The sequence below is a fragment of the Haemophilus sp. HMSC066D02 genome (assembly GCF_001810545.1).
Lineage (GTDB): Bacteria > Pseudomonadota > Gammaproteobacteria > Enterobacterales > Pasteurellaceae > Haemophilus_D.
Window position 1 is genome coordinate 108,042 of the sequence record NZ_KV801828.1, and the last position, 13,132, is coordinate 121,173.

The following is a 13,132-nucleotide window of genomic DNA, read 5'->3' on the forward strand; positions in this document are numbered from 1 at the left end:
GTTTTCCTAATAAAAATTAACTTTCCCAACGGGTTTCTAAATAACGGGAAAATAAGGATAGCGGGTAACAAATCACAAAATATAAACCGAAAATGACACCGTAAATCCAAAGCGCTGCCGATTGATTACTAAATAATGAATGCTCAATAATTTGTTGACCGACTTTAATGACTTCGACTACGCCAATTAACATCGCTAAAGAGCTAGTTTTAACCATACGAGTAAAGAGGTTAATCGCGCTTGGTGTCACACGTTTTAAACTTTGTGGCAGTAAAATATACACAAAGGTTTGAAACGGCGTTAAACCTAAAGCGTAGGCTGATTCCATTTGATGTTTTTCAATGGAAGTTAATGCACCACGCACTAAATCCCCCATTTCTGCCGTTCCCCAGAAAATAAACACCAAAATACATACAGAAATGCCATCTAAGTGAATATCAAACCATTTTGCCAAACCAAAATACGCGAGAAAAAGTAACACTAATAATGGAATGATGCGTACAAATTCTAAATAAAAGTGGCAAATGGCATTGATAATTGGGTTTCTACTCGTCATGATTACGCCAAAAATCACACCTAAAATACAGGCGAAGAAGACAGAAATGAACGCAATTTCAGCCGTCACCCATAAACCGTTGAGCAAGCGTTCAATGTTGCTACCTTGGAATAATAATTCAAGCCCCATATTTTGCTCTCCGAGTACGGCGTTCTAAATAACTGATGAAAATAGACATCGGTAATAGAATGATTAAATAAAACACCACTAATAAAAATAAGGCTTCATTGGTTTTGTAATCGAGCCCGATGACTTCTTTTGCTACAAACATCAGTTCAGCGACGGCGACAGCGCTGATCACCGAGGTTTCTTTCATTAAGAACAAGCAATTTGCGCCAATTGCAGGTGTCGCAATCGCAAAGGCTTGTGGAAAAATCACATAACGAAAAGCTTGAAAAGGGGTTAGACCAATACTTAAGGCTGATTCAATTTGCCCTTTTGATACCGCTTCCAGACCACCACGAAAGGCTTCTGCCATATAGCTTCCACCTAAAAATGCCAGGCCGATAATGCCACAAGTAAACCCATCTAATTTCAGGCCAATTTTAGACAGCCCAAAATAGAGAAAAAACACTTGAATCAATAAAGGCGTATTACGAGAAAGCTCAATATAGCCTTTTACTAGCCAAGTTAATGATTTGACTTTGTAGGTGGTAATCACCGCACAAATCACACCAATCACTAGCGACAATAAAATGCCCCAAAAGGCGAGATGAAGGGTCATCAGCGTGGCATGAATAAAACGTGGGGTGACACTTAAAATATAATCCCAATTCATTTTTTATAATTTAATCGTTTGCGTAACGATATAGTAAAAAATTTTGAATCGTTGAGAAAAGAATGGAAATTTATTACTTATAATGAAATGTAATAACAAGTGGGTTTTAAATGAAATAAGTGGTGGTTAGGAATAAAAAAAGGGGCTTTATTCAGCCCCGCCTTTGTTTATTTTAATCACGTTTCGCAATAAGTGCGGTTGGTTCTTCGTCTGTTTTTGGTTCGTCTTGTATTTCAGCCGGTTTATCCTGAATAGACATGGCTGATTTTAAGCTGTCCTGACGAATTTTTTCCGCTGCCGCTTTGTCGCCAGCTTGTTCGAACACATAAGATGCCATCATGACATCATTTGGTTGAAGTTGAGTTGGGCAAGCAGTAACTTCTTTAAATGCTTCTGCTGCTTTAGCAAAATCGTTATTACGAACATAAAGATAGCCTAATGCACGATTGAGACAACAACGTTGGCTTTCATCGGCACGTTTTGCACGTTTTTCTACTAACTTAAGCAGTTTGCTGTTATCTTCTGCTTGTAAACGAGTGATTTGCGTGCAAAGCTCAGGGCTAATTGGGGTGTTATCACCCAATTTTTTCATGATTTCAAGCGTAAATTCATAAGCCGATTCATGATCGTTGCAATCAATTAAACGTTGAATTAAAGCGGTTTTTAATTCTAAATCATTGCGACGACGGCGTGGCTGAGCTTCCCACCATGCGAGCAAGCCTTCAACGCCTTCTTCATTCATTTTCTCATCTAACAAGCCATTTTCTGTTTCGTGTTGAAGCGCTTTAAATTCTTCTGCTGAGAATAAGCCAGAACCTTCGATTAAATCTAAGATGCCATCAAGTGCTTGATAAGCTTTGGAACGGCTATAAATTTCAGCAGCAAGTTTTAATACTTCTTTGTTGCGATCTGACATTTCAAGCAAGCTATCAACGGAACTACGCGCTGCCGGTAATTTATTTTGTTGTAATAAAATACGGGTACGGGCAATTTCGACTAATAGATTATCTGAACCGGCAAGCTCCGTCGCCTCAATTAAATAACGGTTTGCGCTGAATTCATCACCGCGTTGTTGTGCAGCTTCAGCGGCTTTAATCAGATTTAATACTGGCTCGGCAGAATGTTTTGCGTTTTTACCAATCAGTTTTTCTGCTTTGGCATAATCGCCTTCATTCATCTTCATCAAGCCTTCAAGGGTTTGACGCTGTGCTTTCACACGTTTACGACGAGAGAACCAGTTATAGGTATTGTTACTTAAACGGAAGAAACGGGTAACCAACCACTCTAACGAATAAATCACTGCAAGTGTGACCACAAAGAGAATCACTAATGTGGTGAGTGACATTTCATATACGGTGTTTGCTGTTTCAACTCTGACATAACCTTGCTGACCGGAGAGGTAAGGTCCTGCAATCAATCCAGCAAGTAAGGCGATCATTAAAAAGAGAACTCTAAACATTATCTATCCTTATTGTTGGGGTTCAGTTGCCGGTTGTGCAGCTGGTGCTTCAGCGGGTTTTTCTTCAGCTTTTGGCTCTTCCGCTTTCGCTTCAGGTGCTGGTTTTACTTCTTCTTTTCTTGGTGAATTATCAACCGCTTTTTCTGCTTCAATTTCCACTTTCTGCACATCTAAAGGTGTACGATTTAAGTACTTATCAAGCATACTTAAGCTTTGTAATTGGCTTGGCACATCCACATAGATGGATACTTCAGATAATTCATCCACTGATTTTAAGAAACTTTGAGTCACTTCAGCATTGGTATCAAAATAGCTACGAATCCAAGATGCAACGGCTTCTAAAGATTGTTTATAAAGTTCGTTTTGCTGACGAGGTACTGCCATAATCGCTAATTGTAAGCGTAAACGAATGTTTTCACGTAAATAGATATCTTGGTTTGGCGCTAATAATTCTTTGCGATCCGCACCATGTTTCGGTGAAATACGAATAAAGTGATTCAAGAATGAGGTCGCACTTTTTTCTGCATTTTCCGCCCAGTCAGACAGGGAATCTGATAATTTTGTTGCATTTTGGTCATCACCGAAATTCACATCTAACACAGGTAGTTCATCAACCGTATTAGCTAATTGCGATAATTTTTGCATGACCGAATTTTGATCCACGCCAGCTACGGAGAGAAGTTGTTTCAGATCTTGATTGATTGCGCTACGGATAGCCGCAGATTGTGAGTTATTCACTTTAGCAAGAGTTTCATCAGCGAGTTTTAAGAGTGAAACCGCTGTATCCACGTCATTATCTAACACTAATTTACGCAATGCATTGTTGAGCAAGAAATCTGCTTCTGAGAATAACCAATCGGTAGGTTGTTGAGCATTAGCTTGTGCGCTCACTTTATTAATTTGTGATTGTAAGCCAACTAACTCATGTGATTTGGCATTGATTAGCTCTTCTACTTGCGCAATTTTGTTTTGTGTTGCTTTATTCGCAGACTCTAATTGAGCAAGCTGTGTAGTATCAAATTTTACTTCTTGAGCAGGTGCTGAAACCACCGTTTTATTATTGATTTGAGCTTCAAGTGCGGTCAATTTTTGTTGGAATTCATCCACTTTTTGTTGGCCAAAATAATAACCTGCACCACCCACGCCAAGTGCAATGAGAATAGCCAATAAACTTAATCCAGTACCACTTTTCTTCACAACGGTTTGTGTACGTGGCGCAACAGGCACGCGATCTTCAGTTTGAATTTCCACCGCATCTGTTGCTTGGATTTCATCTGTCGTTTCAGGGGTTAATTTCTCTTTCGCCATATCTTTTCCTTAGTGAGAAAGGGGAGTTACTTCATTAAGTAAGGTATTAAGTAAACTTTGATTGTCCGCACCAGCGGAAACCACCACATTATGCCAACCTTGTTGTACTGCGACATCCGCAATGCGTTGACTTACCGTGACTAAACAGCAATTTTTTAGCCAATTTTGTTCATTTTCAGGCACAAATTCGATTAACGCCTGCAAAATTTCAAGGCTTGTTACCACAAGGGTTTGCACACCAGAACGAATACAAATACTGGTTTGCTCTTCGTTATTATAACTAATCGGCGTGCGTTGGTAACATTCGACTGTCTCAACAGTTGCGCTGCGTAGTATAGCCTGTTCGCGTAATAATTCTCGTCCACCGTTGCCACGTAAAATTAACAAGTTTTTATCTGTTAATTCTGCCATTTGCGGTAAATTTAATACACCTTCAGTATTTTCCGACGTTATTGGATAACGAACAGTACATTCAGTTTGACAGGAAAAATGCTGTGCCGTTCTATGCCCAACTGTAAAGTATTGTAAATCTTGACGCCAGCTAAAGCCAATATCTTTCAGGGTTTTATCCGCAAAATCGACCGCACTTTTTGAAACCAAAAACACATAATCACCACTTTTTAGCTGATTAAGTTTCGTCGGTAATTGGGCCAACTCAGCACCCGCTTCAATAGAAAGCAAAGGCAAATGCAAGGCAACCACACCGGCTTGATTCAGCTGGTCAACGAGGGCTTTCCCTCGTTCATCGGGGCGAGTGACTAGTACGGCCATGGTGATTACCTATGCTGAGTAAATCTTCGCCAGAATTTTATCTGCGCCTTGAGCTAAAAGTTGTTCAGCAATTGTCACGCCTAATGCTTCGGCATTTTCAACCGCACTTTTACCTTCCGCACGAATAATCGCAGAGCCATCGGTTTCTCCGACGAGTGCGTGCAAGAAAATTTCGCCATTTTGCTCAATGGCATAGCCACCGATTGGCACTTGGCAACCACCTTGTAAGCGGGTATTCATTGCTCGCTCAGCCAAAACACAAGTTGTCGTAGTGGCATCTGAGAGTGGCGCAAGTAATGCTTTCACTTCTTCATCATCAACACGGCACTCAATGCCTACCGCACCTTGTCCGGCAGCTGGTAATGACTGTTCTACTTCAATAAACGAGGCAATACGTTCCGCTAGCCCTAAACGAATTAAGCCAGCTGAGGCTAAAATAATGGCATCGTATTCGCCATTGTCTAATTTACTTAATCGGGTTCCCACATTGCCACGTAAGGAACGAATATCAAGATCAGGGCGTAATTGTTTTAATTGGCATTGACGACGTAAGCTTGATGTTCCGACAATAGCACCTTGCGGTAATTCATCTAATGAACGATATGTATTAGACACGAAAGCATCGCGCGGATCTTCACGTTTACAGATCACACTTAAGCCCAGACCTTCTGGAAATTCCATCGGTACATCTTTCATTGAATGAACAGCAATATCGGCACGTTTTTCGAGTAAAGCGTTTTCTAACTCTTTAACAAATAAGCCTTTTCCACCAATTTTAGCTAAAGGGGAATCGAGAATGACATCGCCCTTTGTTACCATCGGAACTAATTCAACAGAAAGTGTTGGGTGGAATTTTTCTAATTGATCTTTTACAAAATTAGCCTGCCAAAGTGCTAAAGGGCTTTGACGAGTCGCAATTTTTAAGGTTTTAAGTACTGCCATAAATATCACTGATTTTGAATGGAAATATGCCCTATGCTACCATTTTTGGGGCAAAAAGTCAGATCATTTAAATTTTTGATTTATGATGAGCTAAGTGGTACAGTAATGCCAGTTATATGGTCATAGGTAGGAAGCCTTGAAATACGATCTCACTCAAGCCCGAAAATGTATCGAAACTCTAGATAAACGTCGTTTTGATCGTGCATTATTGGGCTCTGGTGATGCATTCCGACACATCGTCTCTTTGGTGCCGCTGTTGTTGCATCTTAATCATCCAACTCTGCCGGGTTATGTGGAAGATGCCCCTGCAGGCATTGCCGGTTTTATCCTTTCCAATTATCAGCAAAATTTTCTCTCAAAAGAACATCCTGAGCTCATTGAAGACGTGCAAAGTGCGGTCAATTCTGATGCTGTTTTTTCACCGATCTTAGGTATTTATGTGATGGGCAGTTTTGGCTCTATTAGCCAAACCTCAGCTTCAGATTTAGATATTTGGGTGTGCCTCCAAGACGAACTGTCTGAACAAGATCAACAACGTTTGGCAGAAAAAACGAAGAAAATTAGCCATTGGGCATCCACATTTCATGTGGAAATGCATTTTTATCTGATGACGCAAAAACGCTTCCGTAATGAGCGTTATTCCGATCCATTAACCAAAGAGAACAGCGGTTCTGCTCAATATATGTTGCTGTTGGAAGAATTTTATCGCTCCGCTGTACGTCTTGCTGGCAAGCCATTATTGTGGCTGCACTTGTGGGTGGAAGATGAAAAGCAATATGAGGCCGAAGTTGCGCGTTTAGTCGCGGCTGGTGAGCTTAATCTAAATGATTGGGTTGATTTTGGCGGATTAGGGCAATTCTCAGCCAGTGAATATTTTGGTGCGAGCTTATGGCAACTTTATAAAGGTATTGATTCACCGTATAAATCGGTGATGAAAATCTTATTGTTGGAAACCTATGCCCAAGAATACCCAAATGCCCATTTAATTGCTCGTCAATTTAAAGAAGATTTACTTTCCGGTCGTAGTACCGCTGCACATCATTTTGACCCTTATATCGCGATTTTAGAGAGAATTAGTCAATATTTGACCGCACATTCAGAATTTAAGCGTCTTGATTTCATACGTTCTTGTTTTTATGTGAAAGCCACCGAAGACTTTGCGTTATATCACGCATCAAACTGGCGTATTTCTTATATGAAAATGATGGCTCAAGAATGGGGCTGGTCAAAAGAGCGCATTGAAGAATTGGATCAGCGTCCAAATTGGAAAATCAAACGTGTGAAAGAAAGTCACAATAATTTAGTGAATTTCTTGATGATGAGTTATCGAAATCTGGTGGATTTTGCACGTAAACACAAAATTAATTCTAGCGTGATTCCGCAAGATATTACGGTGCTTTCTCGCAAACTTTATACTGCTTTTGAAGAATTACCAGGTAAAATTACACTACTGAATCCACAGATTTCGCATAATTTAGCGGAAGATCACCTCACATTTATCGAAGTTCGCGGCAATAAGAATTTTAAGGATGGGTGGTATATGGTGAATCAGCCACCACATCATATGATGTTCTCGAAAGAACGTGTGATTGAATACGGTGAAAGTTTAAATAAAGTCGTCGCATGGGCTTATTTTAATCGCTTGTTGACCGCTGAAACTCATTTGCACTTAATCAGTCAAAATATCGACCAACTCACTTTACGTAATTTTGTCGCCGATTTACGGTTGTTTTTCCCGCATACAAATGGTCAAGCGCCAACAAATGAGGCGCTTTCGTCCCAATGTGAAATCCGCGATCTATTTATTGCAGTGAACCTAGTGAATGACCCAACAGCTCAAGTCGAAGAACTTAAATCAAATATTTCGCCAAGTGATTTATTCAGTTTTGGTCAGTTAGAACAGAGTTTGGTCGGCAGCATTGATTTCACTTACCGTAATGTGTGGAATGAAATTCGAACTTTACATTTTGAAGGACAAAATGCGATTTTGCTTGCCTTAAAAGTGCTTTCTAATAAAATTGATCAAGGTGTGAATCAGCCTCGTTCTATACAGGTTTTCTGTTACAGTAAACACTACAACCGCACATTGCGAAACTTAGTGAGCGTACTTGTAAACCGTTGTATCAGTATTCAATTAGGTGACAGTCGCCCAACAACGCACTCCCGTTTACGTGTGGCAGGGAAAAACTGGCAATTCTTCTTTGAAGAAAAAGGGATCAGTTTGCAACCTATTGATGGTGGAAAAGAAAGTGCGGTCAATTTTGAGGACGTTTTACCGACTCAGTTGGAAGAAAAAGAAATTATTCCAGAGGCCCGTCGATATCCGCCTGAAATTGATTTGTTTGCCAGTGAAGGTTTTTTACAATTCTTCTTTGAGGATAATGCCGATAATAGCTTTAACGTTTATTTGTTAGATGAAAAGAATCGTCTCGAAATTTATCGTCAATGTGAAGGTTCAAAAGATGATAAAGTGCGTGAAGTGAATCAGATTTATCAATCACTCGGCTCGAAAGATTGTAAAAATCCGTATAAAATGGTGCAACGGAATTTTAATTATCCTCAATTTTATCAATTGCATCCGACAGAAAGTGGCATGCGTATTATGCCGTTCAAATTTAAAAGCAAAAGGACTTGCGAATAGCTCAATCAAAACAAGCATTGTTTGAGGTAAATCAAATTTATCTGCAAATTATGCATTGGAAGATAGGCAAAATCCCGATAGAATCCTTCGTTCGAAAATCTATTGAGAAATAATCTAAGGCTGTGGACGTTTTCGCCTTCAGGCGATAGAATGTTCGTCCGCTTATCTCTTGGAGAATATTATGCAAGAAAAGTTAAAAGTATTAATTATCGACGACCATCCATTAATGCGTCGTGGTATCAAACAATTAGTTGAATTAGAAGAGCATTTTGAAGTCGTTGCCGATGTAGGAAGCGGTACAGAAGGCATTTCCATTGCGATTCAAGAATCCCCGGATTTAATCATTTTAGATCTGAATATGAAAGGTCTCTCTGGTTTAGATACCCTTAAAGGCTTGCGTGCAGAAGGTGTTGATGCACGAATTTTGATCTTAACTGTGTCTGATGCTAAAAATGATATTTTCACTCTCATCGATGCGGGTGCTGATGGCTATTTATTGAAAGATACTGAGCCAGATGTGTTACTTGAGCAAATTAAACGTATTGCACAAGGTGAAGTGATTTTAAGTGATTCGATTAAAAATCTTCTTTTAGAACGCAAACATACTGTTGATCCAATGGATTCACTCACCGATCGTGAAATGGATGTATTACGTTTAATCGCAACAGGTTTATCTAATAAACAAATTGCGGGCCAACTTTTCATTTCTGAAGAAACGGTTAAAGTGCACATTCGTAACTTACTTCGTAAACTTAACGTTCACTCACGCGTTGCAGCAACCGTCTTGTTCTTTGAGCGAAATGGTCGATAGGTAAATTTCAAACGATAAAAAAGAGCGGTTTTTTAACCGCTCTTTTTGTTATCTTGGCACGCCCCGTAATAAAGGGATTGGCTCAAACGGCTCGACTGAAGTTGGCGCAGGAATATCATTAAAAATTAAGATAAATGGTTTAGGTGGCAAGATTTTTTCATTTCGCCACAAGCTTCCCATGCCGACTAATTGAATATCATCGGGTAAATTTTTGATTCCTGATTTTAATACGGCTACGGTATTTGGGCGAGGATGCCCAATAGCAATGGCTGTGCCATGTTTACGTGCATATTGAATTGCACTTTGAAATTGGCGTTGCACATCTGCCAAATTATCACTGTCATCTAAAAACACATGGCGATCTAATACACGTACGCCTTGTTCTTTTGCTATTTTGCCCGCGACTGATTTTCCAATGGTGCGGCTATCTAAAAAGAATAAATGCTGCTCGCGAAGTGCGGTCATTAAATAAGTCATTAATGTGGCATCGGCTGTGGCTGCACTGCCCATATGATTATTCATTCCAATGGCATTGGGCACAATAGATTTGGCCTTTTTCACTCGTTCATTCACTTGCTCTTCGGACAAGCCTAAAGTCAAACCACCTTCCTCAATTTTAATATTGCTGACCGGTTGCATCGGCATATGAATGAGAATATCGTGATTTTGTGCTTTCGCTTCTTGATTGCGAATTTTGGCATAGGGTGCGGCAGGAATAATCGCAACGGAGACTTCTTTTGGCATGGCTAAAACTTCGGCATCTTCTTTCGGATGATAGCCAATGTCATCAATTACAATAGCCAGTTTGCCTTGTGCAAAAGTAAACGCAGAGAAAAGTGCGGTTGAAAAAATGATCGTATTTTTGACTGCACTTTGAAAGAATGCCACCATTATTTAATCCACCCAGCTGGATTTACAGGCACTCCTTTACGGCTGATACCAAAGTAAAGCGCCGATTTTGAGAGCTCACCCGTATTACCTACTTGTGCGATGGTTTGCCCCGCAGATACAATCTGACCTTGTTTTACAAACACGGCTTGGTTGAAACCATATAAACTCAAGTCGCTATCGCCGTGTTTCACAATCACCATATAACCATAGCCGTTAAGATGACCCGCTAGAATAACACGACCATTTGCAATGGCTTTTACCGCTGTACCCGTTGGTGCACCGATAACCATACCTTTCCAGCGCACTTCACCCGCTTGGATTGAACCAAAGGAATACAACGTCGGGCCGGAAACCGGGCGACTGTATTGACGAGCTGCCGTACCTAAACCACTGGTGCTATTAATCAACTTACGCTCTTGATCGGTTGGTTGATAAGGTTTTGAGGTCCGTTTTTCTTCCTCTTGTTTTTTCTGAGCAAGAGCTTCACGCTCACGTTGTTCTTGTTGGCGAGCGGCTTGTTCTGCACGTTGAATTTCTTGGCGAAGGGCATTCTCATTCGCTTTCAACGTCTCCAGCTTATTTTGATCTTTCGTTAAGTTTTTGTTGAGTTCATTTAACGTAGATTGACGTTCTTGTTGCGCTTTTTGTAATTCTTGCTGCTGTTTCTTTTGCGTAGAAAGCTGATCGCGATGATTTTTTTGTTGCCCTGAAATCGCCTCGCGCTGTTTCGCTAAACTCTCTTGTGTTGCTTTCAGATTGTTGATCATATCGATGCGAACTTGATTTAAGTGCTGATAATACACTTTCATGCGTTCAGCTTTTTGGGCATCTTCCGAAAGCATTCTTTCCAAGGTAGAAGGATTTACACCTGAACGATAGATGGCATCTATTTGCTTCGCGAGCTTCGCTTTTTGCACACGCTCTTGCTTTTCTAATTGCTTGATTTGCTTTTCGGTTTCCGCCATTTGCTTGCGGATTTCTTTTAAGCTTAATTCTGTTTCACGTAATTCACCGACAACGCTATTAATTTTGCTTTCTTGATCTTTAAGACTGGCTTGGAGTTTAGCTTGTGCGCGTTTTTGCTCGGCGATCTTCGATTCTTGTTGTTTAATTTGTTTTTGAATTTGATTGAGATCGTTGCCTTGCGCGAAAGATGAAAAGCCAAGCAGACCACAAGCCAAAAGTGCGGTCAGTTTTGATAAGATTTTTTTTCTACGATTGCTTTGCTGCATACATCTAAACTTGAGAGAAATTAAGGGACGAATAAAACTTAAATACTAGCATTATTTTTGAGTGGCTAAAAGTTTACAGACGTTTTTTTGCGAAAGATCAGTAAATGCCGCCTTTTTACTTTTAAACATAACGATTTTTTGCTATAACAGAGCCATTCATTTTTTATTAATACTTAGGAGATCCTTATGGAATTAGTATTCATTCGTCACGGTTTCAGTGAGTGGAACGCAAAAAATTTATTCACCGGTTGGCGTGATGTGAATTTAACCGAGCGCGGTGTTGAAGAAGCAAAAGCAGCGGGTAAAAAATTGTTCGAGAAAGGCTATGAATTTGATATCGCCTTTACCTCTGTTTTAACTCGTGCAATCAAAACCTGTAACATCGTGTTAGAAGAATCTCACCAATTATGGATTCCTCAAGTGAAAAACTGGCGTTTAAATGAGCGTCACTATGGTGCATTACAAGGCTTAGATAAAAAAGAAACAGCAGAAAAATACGGTGATGAACAAGTTCATATCTGGCGTCGTTCTTATGACATTTCTCCTCCAGATTTAGACCCGAAAGATCCAAACTCTGCCCATAACGACCGTCGTTATGCAAACATCCCATCTGATGTTGTACCAAACGCAGAAAACTTAAAATTAACCTTAGAACGTGCATTACCATTCTGGGAAGATCAAATTGCACCAGCAATGCTTTCTGGTAAACGTGTTTTAGTGGTGGCGCACGGTAACTCACTTCGTGCATTAGCAAAACATATCATCGGTATTTCTGATGCGGAAATCATGGATTTTGAAATCCCAACCGGTCAACCGTTAGTGTTAAAACTTGACGATAAATTAAACTACGTAGAACACTACTATCTTTAATTTATAAATGATTTCAAAGTGCGGTTAATTTTGACCGCACTTTTTGTTTAAGGAGAATAACACATGAAAAAATTACTCGCGGTGATTTTTGCCTTGTTACCTGTTTTGGCCTTTGCAGCATCGCCAAATCATACAGCAAAATCAACTCAAACCAAGTCAGTGAAAACGGCAGTTAAAAAAGTGGAAGCCAAGAAAGCCACTACGCCTAAAACCGTAGCTAAAACAACGAAAAAGAAAGCAGATGCCAAAAAAGCAGAAGCAAAAAAGCCAGTTAAAATTGTCGAAGCGAAAAAAGCGGTAACAAAAAAAGAAAAAATAAAAAATAAAACGACAAATAAAGCCGACAAAACAGAGCCGACAAAAACGAAAGGCAAACAGCCAGTAGAAAAAACTAAGCAAACTGCAGTAAAAGACAAAAAGACGGTAGCGAAAAGCAAACAAAGTGCAGTTAAAGAATCAGCTAAATCTGAAACGATGATTGCTAAAAAAACACCAGCGGTTAAAAGCAAAGTGAAGAAAGCGGAACCAAAAGCTGTTGAAAAAGTGACTGAAAAGAAAGTAGATGCTGTCGCACAAAAAACAGCGAGTATGGTGACAAAATCCGTCGTCGTACCAAGATGTAATGATTCAAAAGTCTTTGCGGTATTATCTGATGCCTTCAAAAAACAAGGTGCTGCTACTCACACCCAAATGACAGTAAAACAAATCACGCAAGCCCGTGAAACGCAATCTTATCCACAACAAGGCATTCGCAGCTGTAATGCGATAGTGGAAACCAACGGCGTTAAATATGTTACCGATTACAGTATTATCTTGAATGATAAAGGCTTTTTCGTGCAAGTTGAAAACGCACAACCCGCTCAACGTTTCTAA

Annotated in this window: 12 protein-coding genes; 4 read left to right on the forward strand and 8 right to left on the reverse strand. The window is 39.9% G+C overall.

Going from position 1 to position 13,132, the window contains the following annotated elements; all coding sequences use genetic code 11:
* Nucleotides 1-16: 16 nt before the first annotated feature.
* The 6 genes from HMPREF2750_RS09595 to hemC form a co-directional block, all read right to left on the reverse strand.
* Nucleotides 17-685, reverse strand: coding sequence for an amino acid ABC transporter permease (locus tag HMPREF2750_RS09595; protein WP_070583730.1), 669 nt, complete (start codon nt 683-685; stop codon nt 17-19).
* Nucleotides 675-1,334 (reverse strand): amino acid ABC transporter permease, encoded by a 660-nt coding sequence (locus HMPREF2750_RS09600; protein ID WP_070583732.1) that lies wholly within the window; start codon nt 1,332-1,334, stop codon nt 675-677. The genes HMPREF2750_RS09595 and HMPREF2750_RS09600 overlap by 11 nt, the downstream gene beginning before the upstream one ends.
* A 172-nt stretch (nt 1,335-1,506) precedes the next feature.
* Complete coding sequence (locus HMPREF2750_RS09605; protein ID WP_070583734.1) at nt 1,507-2,793, reverse strand: heme biosynthesis protein HemY; 1,287 nt, start codon at nt 2,791-2,793, stop codon at nt 1,507-1,509.
* 9 nt (nt 2,794-2,802) lie between these two features.
* Nucleotides 2,803-4,101, reverse strand: coding sequence for a uroporphyrinogen-III C-methyltransferase (locus HMPREF2750_RS09610; RefSeq protein WP_070583736.1), 1,299 nt, complete (start codon nt 4,099-4,101; stop codon nt 2,803-2,805).
* 9 nt (nt 4,102-4,110) lie between these two features.
* Entirely contained in the window at nt 4,111-4,872 is a 762-nt protein-coding gene (locus tag HMPREF2750_RS09615; RefSeq protein WP_070583738.1) for a uroporphyrinogen-III synthase, read from the reverse strand.
* A 9-nt stretch (nt 4,873-4,881) separates the two neighbouring features.
* Nucleotides 4,882-5,814: a hydroxymethylbilane synthase gene (gene hemC, locus HMPREF2750_RS09620; protein ID WP_070583740.1), complete on the reverse strand. Its 933-nt coding sequence runs from the start codon at nt 5,812-5,814 to the stop codon at nt 4,882-4,884.
* Between the two features lie 136 nt (nt 5,815-5,950).
* Between hemC and HMPREF2750_RS09625 the strand changes: the two genes are divergently transcribed.
* Together HMPREF2750_RS09625 and HMPREF2750_RS09630 are read left to right on the forward strand one after the other, a co-directional pair.
* Nucleotides 5,951-8,455: a class I adenylate cyclase gene (locus HMPREF2750_RS09625; protein ID WP_070583743.1), complete on the forward strand. Its 2,505-nt coding sequence runs from the start codon at nt 5,951-5,953 to the stop codon at nt 8,453-8,455.
* Nucleotides 8,456-8,636: 181 nt separating this feature from the next.
* Entirely contained in the window at nt 8,637-9,266 is a 630-nt protein-coding gene (locus HMPREF2750_RS09630; RefSeq protein ID WP_070583745.1) for a response regulator, read from the forward strand.
* 48 nt (nt 9,267-9,314) lie between these two features.
* Here HMPREF2750_RS09630 and HMPREF2750_RS09635 read toward each other — a convergent pair whose 3' ends face one another.
* Both HMPREF2750_RS09635 and envC read right to left on the reverse strand, forming a co-directional pair.
* Nucleotides 9,315-10,157, reverse strand: a complete 843-nt coding sequence (locus HMPREF2750_RS09635; RefSeq protein ID WP_070583746.1) for a divergent polysaccharide deacetylase family protein — start codon at nt 10,155-10,157, stop codon at nt 9,315-9,317.
* Nucleotides 10,157-11,389, reverse strand: coding sequence for a murein hydrolase activator EnvC (envC, locus tag HMPREF2750_RS09640; protein WP_070583747.1), 1,233 nt, complete (start codon nt 11,387-11,389; stop codon nt 10,157-10,159). Before envC ends, HMPREF2750_RS09635 begins: the two co-directional genes overlap by 1 nt.
* Before the next feature lie 186 nt (nt 11,390-11,575).
* On the opposite strand from envC, the gene HMPREF2750_RS09645 reads away from it, so the two are divergent.
* Complete coding sequence (locus HMPREF2750_RS09645; protein WP_070583749.1) at nt 11,576-12,259, forward strand: 2,3-diphosphoglycerate-dependent phosphoglycerate mutase; 684 nt, start codon at nt 11,576-11,578, stop codon at nt 12,257-12,259.
* Between the two features lie 63 nt (nt 12,260-12,322).
* Nucleotides 12,323-13,132, forward strand: a complete 810-nt coding sequence (locus HMPREF2750_RS09650; protein ID WP_070583751.1) for a hypothetical protein — start codon at nt 12,323-12,325, stop codon at nt 13,130-13,132.

What these genes read in the sequence shown, in the direction of transcription:
- HMPREF2750_RS09595 (WP_070583730.1), bottom strand. Translation starts at nt 685, where the DNA reads ATGGGGCTTGAATTATTATTCCAAGGTAGCAACATTGAACGCTTGCTC.
- envC (WP_070583747.1), bottom strand. Translation starts at nt 11,389, where the DNA reads ATGCAGCAAAGCAATCGTAGAAAAAAAATCTTATCAAAACTGACCGCA.
- hemC (WP_070583740.1), bottom strand. Translation starts at nt 5,814, where the DNA reads ATGGCAGTACTTAAAACCTTAAAAATTGCGACTCGTCAAAGCCCTTTA.
- HMPREF2750_RS09645 (WP_070583749.1), top strand. Translation starts at nt 11,576, where the DNA reads ATGGAATTAGTATTCATTCGTCACGGTTTCAGTGAGTGGAACGCAAAA.
- HMPREF2750_RS09635 (WP_070583746.1), bottom strand. Translation starts at nt 10,157, where the DNA reads ATGGTGGCATTCTTTCAAAGTGCAGTCAAAAATACGATCATTTTTTCA.
- HMPREF2750_RS09615 (WP_070583738.1), bottom strand. Translation starts at nt 4,872, where the DNA reads ATGGCCGTACTAGTCACTCGCCCCGATGAACGAGGGAAAGCCCTCGTT.
- HMPREF2750_RS09600 (WP_070583732.1), bottom strand. Translation starts at nt 1,334, where the DNA reads ATGAATTGGGATTATATTTTAAGTGTCACCCCACGTTTTATTCATGCC.
- HMPREF2750_RS09630 (WP_070583745.1), top strand. Translation starts at nt 8,637, where the DNA reads ATGCAAGAAAAGTTAAAAGTATTAATTATCGACGACCATCCATTAATG.
- HMPREF2750_RS09650 (WP_070583751.1), top strand. Translation starts at nt 12,323, where the DNA reads ATGAAAAAATTACTCGCGGTGATTTTTGCCTTGTTACCTGTTTTGGCC.
- HMPREF2750_RS09610 (WP_070583736.1), bottom strand. Translation starts at nt 4,101, where the DNA reads ATGGCGAAAGAGAAATTAACCCCTGAAACGACAGATGAAATCCAAGCA.
- HMPREF2750_RS09605 (WP_070583734.1), bottom strand. Translation starts at nt 2,793, where the DNA reads ATGTTTAGAGTTCTCTTTTTAATGATCGCCTTACTTGCTGGATTGATT.